This window comes from Peptoniphilus sp. BV3C26 (assembly GCF_000478985.1).
Taxonomy (GTDB): Bacteria; Bacillota; Clostridia; order Tissierellales; family Peptoniphilaceae; genus Peptoniphilus_B; species Peptoniphilus_B koenoeneniae.
Genome location: NZ_AWXB01000041.1, coordinates 76,587 through 92,733, shown reverse-complemented (window position 1 = coordinate 92,733; position 16,147 = coordinate 76,587). Strand labels below are relative to the sequence as shown.

The following is a 16,147-nucleotide window of genomic DNA, read 5'->3' as shown; positions in this document are numbered from 1 at the left end:
AAATATGGCAAATATTTTTCTGGATTTTACTTTTTCAATTTTTTTCTTATATTTTTTACTATATTTTCGATTTTATTTTGATCTTCTGAAAATATGGCACTGGACATACAGACTCCTGATAACTTTATCTCTTTGAAGTAGCTTAGATTTTTTAAGTTGATTCCGCCAATGGGATATACGGGGATTGTTACTCCGTCAATAATATCTTTTAAGTCCTCGAGGCTTATTATTTGTGCGTCATCTTTTGTTTGAGTTTTAAAAAATGCTCCAGATCCGATGTAAGATGCTCCCATATTTTCTGCTATTATGGCTTCTTTAAGATTTTTTGCAGTTGCCCCTATTATTTTATTTCTTCCAAGTTCTTTTCTTGCTGTTGAAATAAGTTCATCTTCTTGTCCTAAATGGACTGCAAGATCATATTTTTTTGCAACTTTTAAGTTGTCGTTCATAACTAAAAGACAGGGAAAGTCTTTCATTATTTCACGAATTTTTAAGACTTTTTTTCCAAGGGTTTCATCGTCAGCTTCCTTATCTCTTATTTGATAAATATCCATGCCTCCTTTTAAGGCATTTTTTATTTTTAAAAGATTATTTCCTGGATCAAGTCCATAAACAAGTCCTTCTTTAAGTTCATAGGGAGATTCTAAAATTGTTGCGTTGCCTTCAAATTCGTCTAACTTTCCCATGGCAATAATTATATCTTGAGGATTTATACTTTTATTTTTTTCACATTGACTTGCAATTTGTCTTAAAAAAATCCCTGCCATGGTTGCAGCTTTAAAGGATGAAAGGGGTTTTGCAAGAAGACTTGCTATTATTCCCGTTTCCATATCTCCTGCACCGGTTATTTTTCTTAGAAGATTGTTTCCTCCTGGGATTGAGAAAACTTTTGAAGAGTCGGCTATAATTTCGTATTTGCCACTTATAAGAATGACTGCCTTTGTTTTTTCGTTTAGTTTAATTGCCAGGTCTTTAAAGGTTTTTTCTTTTAAATTTTCATCTTCATTTTGAGAGTCAACTCCTGTAAATTCCACTTTATTTACAAGATAATTTATTTCGTTGTAATTTCCCCTAATGACACTAAATTTATAATTTTTAAGAAGTTCGTTTGCAAAATCTCTTCTTACTTTGCTGCTTGCCACTCCAACGGGATCAAGGACAACAGGTATACTATTTTCATTGGCAGTTTTTAAAGAAAGCCTTATAGCCTTCATTTTGTCTTCATTAAGCATGCCTAAATTTATTAAAAGAGCTTGAGAATTTTTTGTTATTTCTTGGGCTTCCATGGAAAAATCGCTCATCATAGGCCTTGCACCTGTGGATAGAATAATATCGGCAACCCTGGAACTTGTGACACTATTTGTAATTGCATGAACAAGGGGGGATTGTTTTCTAAGATTTATTAAAGATGTTTTAATTTGCATTTTTAATTTCCTTTAAATTATACATATGATAAACGGGACCTCGGCCTGAGCCCAGGTTTAGACCATATTTAATTGCTCCAGTTAAATAATTTTTTCCACCTTTTATAGCATCTGGTAAATTTTTTCCCAATGCAAGTTCGCAGGCAATGGCACTGGAAAGAGTACAACCAGTTCCGTGAGTGTTAGGATTATTTACATTTTCTCCTGACATTACATATAAATTGGAATCGTAGTAAAGAACATCATCTTTTGAATTTAATAGGTGGCCTCCCTTAACTAAAACTCCGCATTTATATTCTTCTCCTAAAGCTTTTGCAGCTTCTTTCATTTTTTCCAAGTTATCAATTTTTTCTTTATACAGATATCCGGCTTCAATTAAGTTAGGTGTAATTACAATACTTCTTCCGAAAAGATTTTTTTTCATAAATTCAATAGTTTCTTCAGGAACAAGGGTAAATCCGCTGGTAGAAGTAATGACCGGGTCTAGGACTATAGGTTTTTCTTTTAAATATTTATCTATAATTTCAACTATTACCTTAACTTGTTCAGTGTTTGCAACCATTCCGATTTTAACCGCATCAGGTAATATATCTTGACAAACTGAAGTTAGTTGAGCTTTTAGCATATCCGGTTCAATAGTAAGAGAGGATTGTACTCCAACTGTATTTTGAGCAGTTATTGCCGTTATGGCGGACATACCAAAAAGTTTGTAAGAAGTCATTGTTTTTAAGTCCGCTTGTATTCCTGCGCCTCCGCTGGAATCTGATCCTGCTATGGTGAGGACGGTTTTAACTTTTTTAAAATCCATTTTTTTCATGAGTCCTTTCTGAATTTAAATATTCATTAACATTTGTCTTTTTAAGAGCAAGAATTATTAAAAGTGCCACAAGTGAACCACCAAGAGTGCTTACTCCAAAGGGAATTATAAAAGCAAAAGCGGCAGCTTGTGAGCCTAATAAAAATTTTGCAACAGGGTAGGCGACAAGTGCTCCTAAAACTCCGGTTCCAAAAACTTCGCCAAAAAAGGCAAGGGATAATTTTTTGGTCTTATAGTATAAAATTCCTGCCAAAAAAGCTCCTATCATGGATCCGGGAAAAGCTAATAGAGAACCTGTGCCGGATAAATTTCTAATAAGAGAAATGCAAAATGCTACCAAGACTGAATAAAGAGGTCCAAGTAAAACAGCACCTAATAAATTAATCATATGCTGAATGGGGTAGCACTTAGCAAGGCCTAAAGGAATGTTTACAAAGGAGAAAACTACTCCAATTGCAATAAAAACAGCTGCTAATGTCAATTTTCTTGTTTTAAACTTCATAATATCTCCTTACCGAGAAAACAAGATTAACAATGCAGCTGAAAGTTTTATATTATTTCTAATTTTTCCCTACGTTGGCATTATCCAAATCAGGTACGGTCGAAACTCTCAGTTCCCTCTCAGCCTGTTATCAAGCTCCCGGTTTATATATATATTTTAGGTTTCCCTAATTTATTTTATTATAACACTGAAAAAACTTTTTACAAAATCATAAATTTTCCATTTCCGAAAAAAATTCACTAATTTCCATTTCCTTATCAAGATAATATTTTGGATAAAAAAGATATAAGTCATTTTTTGCCCTTGTAAGACCTACATAAAAAAGTCGCCTTTCTTCTTCATATGCTTCAGAAGACATATTTTCTAAGGCTTCAAGAGAAGCAGAGGAGGGAATATTTCCTTGGATTAAATCAATTAAAAATACATTTTCGAACTCAAGGCCCTTTGCTCCATGAATGGTGGAAAGAAAAACTGAATCTTCAGAAGTTTGAGGTCTTTTAATTAAATATTGGAGATGCCTTAAGCGACCTAAAAATTCCTCTAAAGAATCCAAATCTTTTGCACAATATAAAATCGTGTCAAGATATTCAAGAGCATCCCTATAAGCCATGCCGAAATTTTCAGAACTTCTTTTTAAAAATTCCAAATATTTTAAGTCATTTAATATAAAAATTAAAGCATCATAAATTTTTTTGTTTTTTAAAACTTTAAAATCAATTATAAGCTCATGAAAATTATCTTTATAATAATTTGGAAGGTTAGGATAGTTTAAAAGCTCTTCAAAAAGATTATCGGTTTTTTTATATTTCAAAAAATTTATCATATTTTTTGAAATATAGCCTTTAATCTTATAATAAAAACTTTTAAGTAAACTTAAATCTCCCATATTTTTACTAAAACTTAAAATATTTAAAAGATCAAAAAGAATTGTAGAGTTAAAAAAAGTATTTTTTCCCTCTTTAATATTAAAGGGGATTTTATTTTTTTCTAAAAACTCTATAAGACTTATAGCACTTATGTTATTTCTATATAAAATGGCATTGGATTTGCCCTTTAAAAAACTTGCAATTAATTTAAATTGCTCATGGCGATTTTTAACTTTTATAAGATGGACTGGCTTTTGATAATCTCTTGTTGCAATAATTTTTTTATCAAACCTTTTTTTATTTTTTGCAATAAAAGAAGAGCTTGCATTTATAATATTTTTTGTAGATCTGTAATTTTCCTCAAGCATAAAAACTTGAGGATTATTTTTATCTTTAAATTTAAAAAGCTCGGAAATTTTTGCGCCCCTAAAGCCATAGATGGATTGGTCATCATCAGCAACTAAAAAAATATTATTATGGGGTTTTGCTACAAGGTCTATGATTTTATATTGAACAAGGGAAGTGTCTTGGCCTTCATCAATTTGAATGTAAGAAAAAGAATCCTGAACTTTTTTTAAAAGTTTTTTGTCCTTAAGCAAAAGTTCATAGGTCTTTGTAAGCATATCGTCAAAATCAATAAGTCCCTTATCTGATTTATATTTTTCATAAGCCAAATAAATATTTAAAAAATTTTTACATAGATTTTTATTTTCCTTGGCAAAATCATGAGGGTTTAAAAGTAAATTTTTAATATAGGAAATATTGGATAGGAGTTTTTCCAAATTTTCCTCATTTATACCGGTCTTATTAAATTCATAATATATATTTTTTAAAATAGTTGATTTTGAAATTTTTTGACCCTCGAGAATTTTTAAAGGCTTAGAATTTAATTTGGAGTTATATCTTAAAATTCTGAAACAAAAGCTGTGTATGGTTGAAAACTTTGCTTTTTTGTCATTAAAAAGTTCCATATATTTTTTCTCCATATCAATTTGAGATTTTTTGGAGAAAGTTATAGTTAAAATTTTTTTAGGATCTATGCCCATATTTATTAAATTGTGAGTTCTTAAAATTAAAATACTTGTCTTTCCTGCACCGGGCACTGCTAGAACAAAGGCAGGGCCTTTTAAAAAATTAACGGCAAGGTTTTGTTCTTTTGATAGTTCCATAATCATTTTTATTATAACAAAAGGCTAAATATAAAACACTTTAATAAAAATAGACTGTGTATTATAATAAAGACAATGAAAAATATTTTAAAAAATTTTGATGATTTTTTCATATCAATAATTAACCGCAAAATAAAAAACAAATACATGGATAAATTTTTTCCGCTATTTACGCGTCTTGGAGACCCAATATCAATTGTTATAATTTGCGGAGGCCTATTTTTAATAAAAAATTCAAATCTAGGCAAAGTAAATGCAATTTGTATGGTAATTTCGCAACTTTTTGTCCAAATTTTTAAAAAGCTTGCTCAAAGGCCAAGACCTTCTTGGTTTGATGATTATGTGGAATCCTTTGGAATAGAACTTTATGATTATTCATTTCCTTCAGGACACACAAATGCAGCTTGGATAATATTTTTAGTTGTAAGTAAATTTTATGAATTTGCTTTTTTACCTTTGATTTTGTTTGCAATTTTAATAAGCATTTCGAGAATTTATCTTGGAGTTCACTATCCTACAGATGTTGTAGGCGGAATTGTCATTGCTTTAATTGTGGTTTTTTTGGTGTGTAAATTTCTAAACAGGGGGTTATTATGTTATTAACAAATTTTTTACAGAAGAGAAAATCTGTAAGGGATTTTGAAGTCAATACTATTCCAAAAAGTAAATTGAGTTTAATAAAAGAAAAAGCTCAAGAAACAATGGAAAATGAAAAAGATTTAAGCTTTGTAATGTTTGAAAACGGAAAAATTATTTCCGATTCCCTTAAAGGCAAAGCAGGATATTGTGGAGTTATGATTAATGCACCCCACTATATAGGACTTAAACTTAAAGACAGATCATCTGAAGTAAGACTTAAAGAAGGATATTTTCTTGAAAAACTAAATACAATTATAGTTAATGAAGATTTTGATACTTGTTGGATAACAGTTGATCAAGTAGATGAAGCAAGTGCCAAGGCTGCTTTCGGCGAAGGCGGAGAAAACATAGATTATCTTATAGGCTTTGGCTATGCATTAGGAAAAAAATTATTTGATCCTGACAATGCAAGCCCAAGAAAAGCAGTTGATGAAATTGTTTTTGAAGATGATTTTACAAAGCCTGCAAGTATGGAAACTCTTGAACAAAGAGGACTTTTTGATATTTTCACAAGTATAAGATTTGTTCCCAATCATAAAAATTTACAACCTTGGAGATTTGTAATTAAAGATGCTTATGTTTATTTATACATGGTAAAGGGTCTTGAAGATTCAAGAAGTCTTGTAGATTGCGGCGTTATTCAAATGTATTTTGAAGAAATGGCAAAATACATGGGAGTAAAAGGCAAATGGGAAAACATCCTTGAAGACAAGGGCGAATATTTTGAAGTTGCAAAATTTAAGATGTAATAATTAACCCCGTTTTATACGGGGTTTTTAAATTCAAAAAACTTTTTAAGAAAAACTTATTTAATTTTTAATAATTGCTTTTATAAGATTGATGTTATAATTCTAAATGGTGATTAGATGAAAGTGCTACTTTTTAAGGATAATTATGAAAAAATTAAAGAAAGCGGAGTTGGAAAGGCTATTAAACATCAGGAAATTGCTCTGAAAAAAGTTGGAGTTGATTTCACTGACAATCCCAAGGAAGATTTTGACCTTGTGCATATAAATACAATTTTTCCCAAGTCTTATTTTTTTGCTAAAAAGGCATTGAAAAAAGGAAAAAAAGTTGTTTATCATGCTCATTCAACAAAAGAAGATTTTAAAAATTCCTTTTTGTTTTCCAATGCTTTGGCAGGTTTTTTCAAATGGTGGATTACAAAATGTTATAAAACTTCAACTTTAATACTAACTCCTACAAATTATTCTAAAAAGCTAATTGAAAGTTACGGCATAAAAAAAGAAATTTATCCTATTTCCAATGGTATTGATTTGGAATTTTGGCAAAATAAAAAAGCTTATGCTGATGAATTTGATAAAAAATTTAAAAGTTACGGGAAAAAAGTTATTGTTTCTGTGGGTCTTTACATTAAAAGAAAGGGAATTCTCGATTTTGTAGAGCTTGCTAAAAGGCTGCCCCAATATGAATTTTATTGGTTCGGTTATTTAGACCTTAAACTTGTTCCCAAAGAAGTAAAAAATGCAGTGCAGACTGAACTTCCAAACTTACATTTTCCAGGCTATGTGGACAGAAATTTTTTAAGAAGTGCCTATGCAAGAGCAAACCTATTTTTTTTCCCGACCTATGAAGAAACAGAGGGTATAGTCCTTCTTGAAGCTCTTGCCATGAAGACGGACTCTCTTATTAGAGATATTGAAATTTATAGGGATATAAAAGATGGAGAGGAAATTTATAAGGCTAAAGATATAGACGGTTTTGAAGAAAAAATTTGTGGCATTATAGAGAAAACTTTACCTTCTCTAAGGGAACAAGGCTATAAACTTGTGGAAAAAAACAGCATTGAAGCTACAGGAGATAAGCTTAAAACTTATTATGAAAGGGCTTTAAAATTATGATTGGAATTGATATTGTCGATATAAAAAGAATTGAAAGACTTTTGGAAAAATATGGAGAAAGTTTTACAAATAAAATTTTTACTGAGGATGAAATCTTATATTTTTCCAAAAAAAAATATCCACAAGAAAGTATGGCGGGAATTTTTGCCGCAAAAGAAGCAATGGCAAAGGCAATGAAAACCGGTATAGGTAAGATAACTTTTAAAGATTTGCAGGTAATTCATGAAAATGGAATTCCAAGAGGCAAATATAAAAATATAAATTTTGAAATTTCCATATCTCACGAGAAAGCCACAGCCGTTTCTATAGCTAAGATAAAAAATAATGATGTAATTATACCTAATGACTTTAAAGGAGTCTTTAAAAGGCCAATAGACGCTTATAAAGGAGACATGGGAAGGGTAGGAATAGTTGCCGGAAGAGAAAATATGAGTGGATGTGCTTTTTTTGCAAGTAAAGCCGCTTTAAGATCTGGAGCAGGTATGGTCTTTAATTATTGCCCGGAAGAAATAAAAAACATTCTTCAAATAAAAGTTCCTGAAGCTATTTATGGGGGCTATAATTTTGAAAGTTTAAAAGAAATGTCCTCCATTTGCATGGGACCTGGAATGGGAACAGATAAAAGGGCAGAAGAAATATTTGAAAAAGTTATAAAAATTAATAGACCAATGGTAATAGATGCCGATGCCTTAACAATTTTTTCAAAAAATTTAAGACCTCTATCAAAACAGAAAATTTTAACACCACATTTAGGAGAATTTTCAAGATTAACAAACTTATCAATAGAAAAAATATTAAGTGACAGAGAAAATATTGTAAAATCTTTCGCAAAAGACTATAATTTGATTTTAATTTTAAAAGGAAATGGTACAATAATAAGTGAGGGTAAAAATATATACATAAATCCAACCGGCAACCCGGGAATGGCTACAGCAGGTTCCGGTGATGTTTTATCAGGAATAGTAAGTGCATTACTTTCCAGATTTGAGCCCTTCTTTGCAGCAAAACTGGGAGTTTATATTCATGGACTTGCAGGAGATTTCGCAAAGGATAAACTTGGTCAGGAATCTATGACCGCTTCGGACATAGTGGAGTACATACCTCAAGCTATAATGGCATTAAGTTAGGTGTTTTTATGATAATTAAGAGAGGGGATTTATTTTACGCAGACCTTTCACCGGTAATCGGTTCAGAGCAAGGGGGCGTAAGGCCCGTAGTAGTATTACAAAATGATGTGGGAAATAAATATTCTCCGACAATTATTGTTGCGGCAATTACATCAAGGCTGAATAAAGCACGACTTCCCACCCATATAAACGTAATGGCAAAGGGACTTGCCTTACCTAAAAATTCAGTTGTCCTACTGGAACAAATAAGGACAATTGATAAAAAAAGACTTAGAGAAAAAATCGGCTCATTCCCCGATGAAATAATGACTAAGATTGATAAGGCACTTAGAGTAAGCCTAAACCTATAATACATAAAATACGGGAAAAAAAGAGAGACCTTTATGGTCTCTTTTTTTTAAACTTCTTTCCACCTGTCTGAATACTGAGTATTTCTTAAATATTCATCGTCATTAGGATCTCCGCCGCTTCTTTCATTTTTATCAATTTTTTTAATTTGGTCCATTTCTTCTTTGGTTAAACTAAAATCAAATAAATCGAAATTTTCTTTTGCACGTTCAATATGATTTGTTTTAGGGATTACAATAACACCACGTTCAATATTAAATTTAAGGGCTATTTGTGCAGAAGTTTTATTATATTTTTTTCCGATTTTTTCCAAAACTTGGTCATTTAATAAAGATGAATTTCCTCTTGAAAGGGGACTCCAAGCAAGGGGAATAATTTTATTTTTCTTTAAATAATCAACAAGTTCATTTAATTGTAAATAAGGATGAAGCTCAATTTGATCGAGCATAGGTTTTATATTTGCACTTAAAGATAATTTTTCCAAATGTTTTTGCGTAAAATTACTTACGGCAATATTTTTAATTATTCCTTGTTCATAATAATCTTCCATAACTTTCCAAGCTTGATCTGAAAAATCTCCAGGCCAATGTAAATACATTACATCTAAATAATCGGTCTTTAAATCTTTAAGAGATCTTTCAATGCTCATCTTAGTATCATCTTTTTTAAAATCTTTGGGCCAAATTTTTGTGGCAAGGGCAATATTTTTTCTTATTTTTAAATTTTCCAAAATATTTCCAATCATTCCTTCATTTTTATAAACCCAAGCTGTATCAAAAAATCTGTATCCGATTTTATAAGCTCCATCAATCATTTTTTCTAAAATTTCAGGATCTTTCATCTTAAAAGTTCCAAAACCTACCATAGGAAAGTCTTGACCAGATTCACTTTTTATATATTCCATTTTTTCTCCTTTCAAAAATAATATTAATTTAACTTCTTATTATTCATACCCATTAGTTTAAATTTATAAGTAAAATGTTATAATTACAAAGGAGGTTTTTTATGCATCAATATAAAGGAAAATTAATTGTACATACAGGTTCAATGTTTTCAGGAAAAACATCGAGTCTTGAAAAAGAAATAAAGAGATTTAAAATTGCAAAATATAGAACAGTTGCCTTTAAGCCGGCAGTGGACAAGAGGTATGATGTAAAAAGAATTGTAACCCATGATAAAACTTCAATGGATGCGGAAATTGTAGTTTCAATTGAAGATATTATAAATTATTTTAAAGAAAATGATGCTGATGTTGTGGGAATAGACGAAATTCAATTTTTAGAGGGTCCCAGTCAAAAAATTCTTGAAGTTATTGAGGAACTTTTAAATCGTGGAAAAACTGTTGTAGTTGCAGGCCTGGATATGGATTTTGAAGCCAAGCCTTTTGAAATAGTTAAAGACTTAATGCCCAAGGCCGACTATGTTTATAAGCATCATGCAGTTTGTGTTAAATGTGGAAGTGATGCTTGGGTATCCCATAGAAAATCAAAAGAGAAAGAAAGACTTGTTATAGGTGCTCAAGATGAATATGAACCTCTTTGCAGAAATTGTTACAACAAATTAAAAAACAAATAAAAAATAAAAGTTTGAATTTAATTTCTTTTAATGAAACAAATTCAAACTTTTATTTTATTTAAGCAAAAATTCCCTGCTATAATCAAGGTCTTCAAAATTTCTATAAAAAAGCCAAAGGGAAAAGACAAGGCTTAAAACAAAAAGACTTATTATAAAATCAGGTTTAAATATAAAATCTCTTCCTAAGGGAAAGAAAATAAAGGCGACAAAATAGGAAATAATAGTTACAAGATTAACTTTAAGATTTAAATTTAAAAGTAAAAATGTAAAATTTGAGAAAATTTCAATAAAAATTAAATAAAAACTTATATGTTGAAGACTTTCGCTTTTTATTCCCAGGGCAAGTAAAAAAATTAAGGGTCCAAAAAAATTAATAAGGAAAAATTTTTTCAAAACAATTTTCTTTTGATCAAAGGGTAGAAGCATTTTATACATTGAATAAGCATAAATTTGCATGGATAAAAGGATTGAAGAGACTGCAATAGGAGCTAAAATTATATTATCTTTTTTTAAAATTAAAGTGAAAGCTAGGATAAATAAAATTATCCCTAAAAAAGATCTAAGATAGATAAAATTGTCATCCACAATTATATATTTTCCTGGACTTTTTTCTAAGTCGCTATCCCTATTACTTAAATAAAGCTTATTTGAGATTAAGAGTAAAATTACATTTAAAAACAAAAGACCTAGAGTTAAATAAAGAAGGGGTATATTTGAAAAATAAATAATTAGGCCGTAAAGAATAAAATATAAAAGAAAGCTGTTTCCCTGTAAAAATTTTGGAACTTTTAATGTTGACTGATTGCATACTGCAAAAGAATTAAGAAAAAACATAATTGACAGGTAGTTGTGTAAAAAATAGAGCTTTGAATTTTCTTTTAAAAGTAGCATTCCAAATGATAAAAAATAAAAAATACTTAAAAAACCTATTTGACCCTTCAAAAAATTAAATAAATTTATATTTACAGGTAGAAGGGGATAGATCTTATGAAAATTGTTAAATATTATCATCATTGAGGAAAACATAGCTATAGCATATAAAAGAACCCTATAATTTTTTGAAAAGTTATTAATAATAAAAACAGTGCTCATAAGGTTGCAGTAAAGAATAATTAATATAATATTTTTTCCAAATAATTTAAATTTATTTTTCATGATTACTCCTGTGATAGTAATAAAGTAAATCTACTAAGTTTGCATTTCTAACATTTACATTTTGATCAGCTTCTATTTTGTAAGCAAGGCCTTCAATATAAAAATCCTTATCTTCCTTACCGATTAAAGAAAAATCTTCAATATTTTTTTGAGAATTTTTTTCCAGATTTACAACTTTATAGTCGTTTAAATCTTCTATCATCAAATTTTTTATAATTCTTCCGTCATCAATTATACTTATATAATCTGCATAACCTTCAAGGTCTTCAGTTATATGAGTTGAAAAAATGGCGGAAGCATTATTTTCATTTACATATTTTCTTATTAATGCCAAAAATTTTCTTCTTACTAAGGGATCAAGACCTGATGAAGGTTCATCCATAACAATAAGCTCTGCCTTATGGCAAAGGGCAAGGGCTATTTGAGCTTTTGAAAGTTGACCTTTACTCATATTTTTAACTTTTGTATAGAGGGGAAAATCCAATTCTTTTACTAAATTTAAAAATTCTTTTTCGCTAAAATTGGAATAGACTTTTTTAAACAAATCACAAATATCACTAAGAGTTAAGTGGGGATACTCTTTAAAGGGAAATTCATCTAAGACAAAGCCAATTTTATCTTTTATCTCTTTGTTATTTTTTCTTAAATTTTCAATTCCGAAAATTTCTATATTTCCTGAGTCTGGGCTTATTATATTCATAATAAGCTTAATTAAACTGGTTTTTCCCCCTCCGTTTACTCCTATAAGTCCCAGAATAAAACCTTGTTTAAGTTCCAAATTTATATTTTTTAAATTAAAGTCACCTAATTTTTTATTTACATCTTTAATAATTAACATAATAACCTCACAAATATTTAATTATATTTTCAATATCATCTTTTGTAATTCCAAAACTTTCTGCATCTTCTAATATTTTTTCTAAAATTTTTTGAATATCCAAAAGTTTATTTTCTTTAATGGAATCAATTCCAATATTTTTTACAAAAGAACCCTTACCAGCTATAGTAAAGGCAAGTCCGTTTTTTTCTAATTCATCATAAGCTTTTTTAACTGTAAGAACTGAAACGTTAAGTTGAGTAGACAGTTCTCTTACGGAGGGAAGCTGTTCATTATTTTTTAATTGGCCAAGCATTATTTTTTCCCTAATAGCAAAAAATATTTTTAAATAAAGAGGATCCTTCGTATCATTTAAAAATATTTCCATAGTCACCTCCAACACAACTGTTATATATTTTATTAAATCATATAACAGTTAAAACTTTATTGCAAATATTTTTTTAAACTTTTTTATTGCAAATTAAGGTAAAAATTTTTTTATGATATAATCATTTTATGAAAACTTTAAGCAAAAAAGATGTTGATATTATTTTAGATATTTTGGAAAAAACTTACCCAGACGCCCATTGTCAGCTGGAGCATAAAAGTCCTTTTGAACTTTTAGTAGCAACCATTCTTTCTGCTCAATGTACTGATGAAAGAGTTAATAAGGTTACGGGCGAAATGTTTAAAAATTATAATAAGCCTGAAGATTTTGTAAAACTTGGGCCGGAAAAAATTGAACCTTTAATTAAATCCTGTGGTTTTTATAGAAATAAGGCGAAAAATATTTATGGGGCAAGTTTTGAAATTTTAAATAATTATGGGGGCATAGTTCCAAGTTCTTTAGAGGAACTTATAAAACTTCCTGGCGTGGGAAGAAAAACGGCAAATGTTATATTGAGTAATTGTTTTGGTCAAGAGGCCATTGCAGTTGACACTCATGTTTTTAGAGTTACAAATAGAATTGGAATTGTAGCTGAGGACAGTCCTGAAAAAACGGAATTTGCCCTTATGAAAAAAATAAAAAAAGAAAGATGGTCAAAAGCTCATCATCTTTTCATTTTTCATGGAAGAAGATGTTGCAGTGCAAGAAGGCCTCAATGTTTAATTTGTCCTGTAAAAAATTTATGTAAGTGGAGCGAAAAATGATTAAAAAAATGACTAAAAATGTAAAAATTTTAATTGTTTTAATCTTATCTCTCATAGGTATCTCTCTATTTTATTTTGCTTTTATTTCCCATTCGGATAAAATTTATCCTGGGGTTAAAGTTTCTGGAATAAGTCTTTCCAACTTAAACTTGGAACAAGCAAAATTAAAACTTTCTGAGGGCACAAAACCTGAAAGCGATAAAATAACTTTTGATCTTGATGGAGAAAAATATTTTGTTACCCTTGAAGATTTAGGTTATAAAAGAGATATTGAAAAAGCTTTAAAAGAAGCTTTTGAAACGGGAAGAAACAAATCAAGTATAGAAAATTTTTTTAGGGTGGTAAGCCTTCCAATTTTACAAAAAAATATAAATATGGATGAAACTTTTGAAGATAAAAAAGTTGAAAATGCAATAAATTATTTAGTTGATAAAGTTTATAGGCCTGCCCTTGATGCTCGTCTTTCATTTAAAGAAGGAAATTTTTCCCTTGAGGGAGAAAAGGACGGAAGATATTTAGATGCAAAAGATGCAAGGGAAAAATTAAAAAATGACGTTCACAAAAAAGAGGAATTGGTTTTAAAAAGCCTTCCCATCTATCCTAAAGTAAAAAAAGATTATTTTTCAGGAATAGATGGACTTTTGTCAAGATTTTCAACAGATTATAGCAGGAGCGAAAAAAACAGAAAAGAAAATATTTCTTTAGCATCTTCATCTCTTAAGGGACTTTTAATAAAACCAGGCCAGGAAATATCTTTTAACGGCATCATTGGAGATATATCTGAAGATAAAGGCTATAAAAATGCAGGAGTAATTATCAACGGAGAATTTGACAGAGGACTGGGCGGAGGAATTTGCCAAGTATCAACAACTTTATACAATGCCCTTGCAAGGGCTGATATTGAAATTTTAGAAAGGTCAAATCATTCGAGGCCTGTTAATTATGTAGACATGGGAACAGATGCTGCCGTAGCAACTGGCTTTAAAGATTTAAAATTTAAAAATAATCTCTCCCATCCAATTTACATTGATGCATCAACAGATGGAAGGATACTTGAATTTTTAGTTTTTGGAAATAAGGGAGATCTTCCCTATGAAATTAATTTAAGACCAGTTAGGATTTCTGTAAGTGAACCGGAAAGTATTACAAAATATTCAGATCAAATTCCTGAAGGTGAAGTGGAAGTTGAAAAAAGAGGTTCAAAGGGATATTACTATGAAACTTATAAAGACTATATAAAAGACGGAAAAGTTTTAAAAAGCGAAAAAATTTCCAATTCAAACTATATTTCTCAAAATCGTGTTGTCATTATAGGCGAAGGAGAAAAGACTTCAAAGAAAAATACAAACAATGATGAAGATAGCAAAAGAGAAAATAAAAAAAGAAAAATAAAATAAAATCTGATGACAGCAACAAAAAAAATAAAAAGTCATCAAGAAAGAAAAAGAAAAATAATGATTAAAATTTTTAAGAGAGCTTTAAAGGGCTCTCTTTTTTAGCTTTAAAAAATAAGTTTTAATGATATACTGAAGGAGGAAGAATGTCGAGAAGAAAATGAAAGGAGACATTATGAACAGAAAAGTAAAAATAGTACAATTCGGCTGCGGAAAAATGTCAAAATATCTTATGAGATACGCTTTGGAAAAAGGTGGAGAAATAATAGGAGCATTTGATATGAATCCTGCATTAGAAGGAAAAGATATAGGAGAAATAATAGAAAGCGAAAATAAGGGCATTAAAGTTCAAGGTGCAGATAATTTTGAAAAATGCTTAAAAGAAGGAAAGCCTGATGTTTGTATAGTTGCAACAAGGTCAACAGTAGAAGAAATATCAGAAGTTTATAAATTATGTGCAAAGCATGGAGTAAACGCTATAAGTACTTGCGAAGAAGCTTTATATCCATGGAATTCAAGTAAAGAACTTACAAAAGAATTAGATAAACTTGCAAAAGAAAATAATTGTACCCTTACAGGAAGTGGTTATCCTGATATGTACTGGGGAGTTCTTATAGATACTCTTGCAGGATCTCTTTTTAAGATAAATAAAATTGTAGGAGTAAGTAGCTACAACGTAGAAGATTACGGAATAGCTCTTGCAGAAGGTCACGGAGCAGGTCTTAACAAAAAAGACTTTGAAGAAAAATTTGGAAAATATAATGATCTTTCCTATGAAGAAACCTTAAAAGCTATAGAAGAAGGAAAAGTTATTCCATCTTATATGTGGAATCAAAACGGATGGCTTTGTGAAAAGTTGGGACTTACAATTACATCTCAAACACAAAAGAGCATTCCTGTAACAAATAAAAAAGATTTAAAATCATCAACTCTTAACATGACAGTTAAAGCAGGAGATGCAACAGGAACTGAATTTGTAGTAACAACAGAAACAAAAGAAGGAATCACTTTAGAAACTCATAACTTAGGCTATGTTTACGGACCTGAAAATTTTGACATGAACAGATGGACCTTTGAAGGAGAACCAGACACAAATATTATCATGGATAATCCAGACACAGTAAGACTTACTTGTTCAAACTTGGTAAATAGAATTCCAGCATTAATAAACGCAGAACCGGGATATATAACAACAGATAAAATGCCAAATCCACTTTACATGGTAAAAGATATGAATGAATATGTTAAATAAAATAAGCTCCCTTTAGGGGAGCTTTTTTAATAAAATTTTTCATAAAAA

17 protein-coding genes and 1 riboswitch are annotated in these 16,147 nt (G+C 29.8%); of the genes, 9 read left to right on the top strand and 8 right to left on the bottom strand.

What is annotated here, in order from left to right; translation table 11 throughout:
• Window positions 1–26: 26 nt before the first annotated feature.
• From HMPREF1253_RS04405 to HMPREF1253_RS04390, 4 genes are all read right to left on the bottom strand, one after another.
• Window positions 27–1,424 (bottom strand): hydroxyethylthiazole kinase, encoded by a 1,398-nt coding sequence (locus HMPREF1253_RS04405; RefSeq protein ID WP_023055540.1) that lies wholly within the window; start codon window positions 1,422–1,424, stop codon window positions 27–29.
• The gene (gene thiD / locus HMPREF1253_RS04400; RefSeq protein ID WP_023055615.1) at window positions 1,414–2,232 is read right to left on the bottom strand and encodes a bifunctional hydroxymethylpyrimidine kinase/phosphomethylpyrimidine kinase; all 819 of its coding nucleotides are present in this window, start codon (window positions 2,230–2,232) and stop codon (window positions 1,414–1,416) included. Before thiD ends, HMPREF1253_RS04405 begins: the two co-directional genes overlap by 11 nt.
• Window positions 2,222–2,743: an energy coupling factor transporter S component ThiW gene (gene thiW, locus HMPREF1253_RS04395; RefSeq protein ID WP_023055514.1), complete on the bottom strand. Its 522-nt coding sequence runs from the start codon at window positions 2,741–2,743 to the stop codon at window positions 2,222–2,224. The genes thiD and thiW overlap by 11 nt, the downstream gene beginning before the upstream one ends.
• Window positions 2,744–2,792: 49 nt before the next feature.
• Window positions 2,793–2,895, bottom strand: a riboswitch (TPP riboswitch).
• Between the two features lie 56 nt (window positions 2,896–2,951).
• A complete protein-coding gene (locus tag HMPREF1253_RS04390; RefSeq protein WP_036739457.1) occupies window positions 2,952–4,778 on the bottom strand; it encodes an ATP-dependent helicase in 1,827 nt (608 codons plus the stop codon).
• Between the two features lie 75 nt (window positions 4,779–4,853).
• On the opposite strand from HMPREF1253_RS04390, the gene HMPREF1253_RS04385 reads away from it, so the two are divergent.
• The 5 genes from HMPREF1253_RS04385 (at window position 4,854) to HMPREF1253_RS04365 (ending at window position 8,756) form a co-directional block, all read left to right on the top strand.
• Window positions 4,854–5,381, top strand: coding sequence for a phosphatase PAP2 family protein (locus tag HMPREF1253_RS04385; protein WP_023055583.1), 528 nt, complete (start codon window positions 4,854–4,856; stop codon window positions 5,379–5,381).
• Window positions 5,372–6,166 carry a nitroreductase family protein gene (locus tag HMPREF1253_RS04380; protein ID WP_023055498.1) on the top strand — a complete coding sequence of 265 codons (795 nt, stop codon included), beginning with the start codon at window positions 5,372–5,374 and terminating at the stop codon, window positions 6,164–6,166. The genes HMPREF1253_RS04385 and HMPREF1253_RS04380 overlap by 10 nt, the downstream gene beginning before the upstream one ends.
• A 117-nt stretch (window positions 6,167–6,283) precedes the next feature.
• Complete coding sequence (locus tag HMPREF1253_RS04375; protein WP_023055579.1) at window positions 6,284–7,279, top strand: glycosyltransferase family 4 protein; 996 nt, start codon at window positions 6,284–6,286, stop codon at window positions 7,277–7,279.
• Complete coding sequence (locus HMPREF1253_RS04370) at window positions 7,276–8,406, top strand: NAD(P)H-hydrate dehydratase (RefSeq protein WP_023055519.1); 1,131 nt, start codon at window positions 7,276–7,278, stop codon at window positions 8,404–8,406. The genes HMPREF1253_RS04375 and HMPREF1253_RS04370 overlap by 4 nt, the downstream gene beginning before the upstream one ends.
• An 8-nt stretch (window positions 8,407–8,414) precedes the next feature.
• Entirely contained in the window at window positions 8,415–8,756 is a 342-nt protein-coding gene (locus tag HMPREF1253_RS04365) for a type II toxin-antitoxin system PemK/MazF family toxin (protein ID WP_023055530.1), read from the top strand.
• A gap of 47 nt (window positions 8,757–8,803) precedes the next feature.
• Here HMPREF1253_RS04365 and HMPREF1253_RS04360 read toward each other — a convergent pair whose 3' ends face one another.
• Window positions 8,804–9,658, bottom strand: a complete 855-nt coding sequence (locus HMPREF1253_RS04360; protein WP_023055600.1) for an aldo/keto reductase — start codon at window positions 9,656–9,658, stop codon at window positions 8,804–8,806.
• 101 nt (window positions 9,659–9,759) lie between these two features.
• On the opposite strand from HMPREF1253_RS04360, the gene HMPREF1253_RS04355 reads away from it, so the two are divergent.
• Window positions 9,760–10,329 carry a thymidine kinase gene (locus HMPREF1253_RS04355; RefSeq protein ID WP_023055495.1) on the top strand — a complete coding sequence of 190 codons (570 nt, stop codon included), beginning with the start codon at window positions 9,760–9,762 and terminating at the stop codon, window positions 10,327–10,329.
• 54 nt (window positions 10,330–10,383) lie between these two features.
• Here the strand turns inward: HMPREF1253_RS04355 and HMPREF1253_RS04350 are convergent, their stop codons facing one another.
• The 3 genes from HMPREF1253_RS04350 to HMPREF1253_RS04340 are packed head-to-tail and all read right to left on the bottom strand — an operon-like array spanning window position 10,384 to window position 12,689.
• A complete protein-coding gene (locus tag HMPREF1253_RS04350) occupies window positions 10,384–11,484 on the bottom strand; it encodes a hypothetical protein (protein WP_023055603.1) in 1,101 nt (366 codons plus the stop codon).
• On the bottom strand, window positions 11,474–12,322 hold the full coding sequence (locus HMPREF1253_RS04345; RefSeq protein ID WP_023055496.1) for an ABC transporter ATP-binding protein: 849 nt from the start codon (window positions 12,320–12,322) through the stop codon (window positions 11,474–11,476). The genes HMPREF1253_RS04350 and HMPREF1253_RS04345 overlap by 11 nt, the downstream gene beginning before the upstream one ends.
• Window positions 12,323–12,329: 7 nt before the next feature.
• A complete protein-coding gene (locus HMPREF1253_RS04340; RefSeq protein ID WP_023055591.1) occupies window positions 12,330–12,689 on the bottom strand; it encodes a GntR family transcriptional regulator in 360 nt (119 codons plus the stop codon).
• A 128-nt stretch (window positions 12,690–12,817) separates the two neighbouring features.
• Between HMPREF1253_RS04340 and nth the strand changes: the two genes are divergently transcribed.
• The 3 genes from nth (at window position 12,818) to HMPREF1253_RS04325 (ending at window position 16,099) form a co-directional block, all read left to right on the top strand.
• The gene (gene nth / locus HMPREF1253_RS04335; RefSeq protein WP_023055525.1) at window positions 12,818–13,453 is read left to right on the top strand and encodes an endonuclease III; all 636 of its coding nucleotides are present in this window, start codon (window positions 12,818–12,820) and stop codon (window positions 13,451–13,453) included.
• Window positions 13,450–14,850: a VanW family protein gene (locus HMPREF1253_RS04330; RefSeq protein WP_023055605.1), complete on the top strand. Its 1,401-nt coding sequence runs from the start codon at window positions 13,450–13,452 to the stop codon at window positions 14,848–14,850. Before nth ends, HMPREF1253_RS04330 begins: the two co-directional genes overlap by 4 nt.
• A gap of 172 nt (window positions 14,851–15,022) precedes the next feature.
• Entirely contained in the window at window positions 15,023–16,099 is a 1,077-nt protein-coding gene (locus HMPREF1253_RS04325; protein WP_023055524.1) for a dihydrodipicolinate reductase, read from the top strand.
• The last annotated feature ends 48 nt before the right edge of the window (window positions 16,100–16,147 follow it).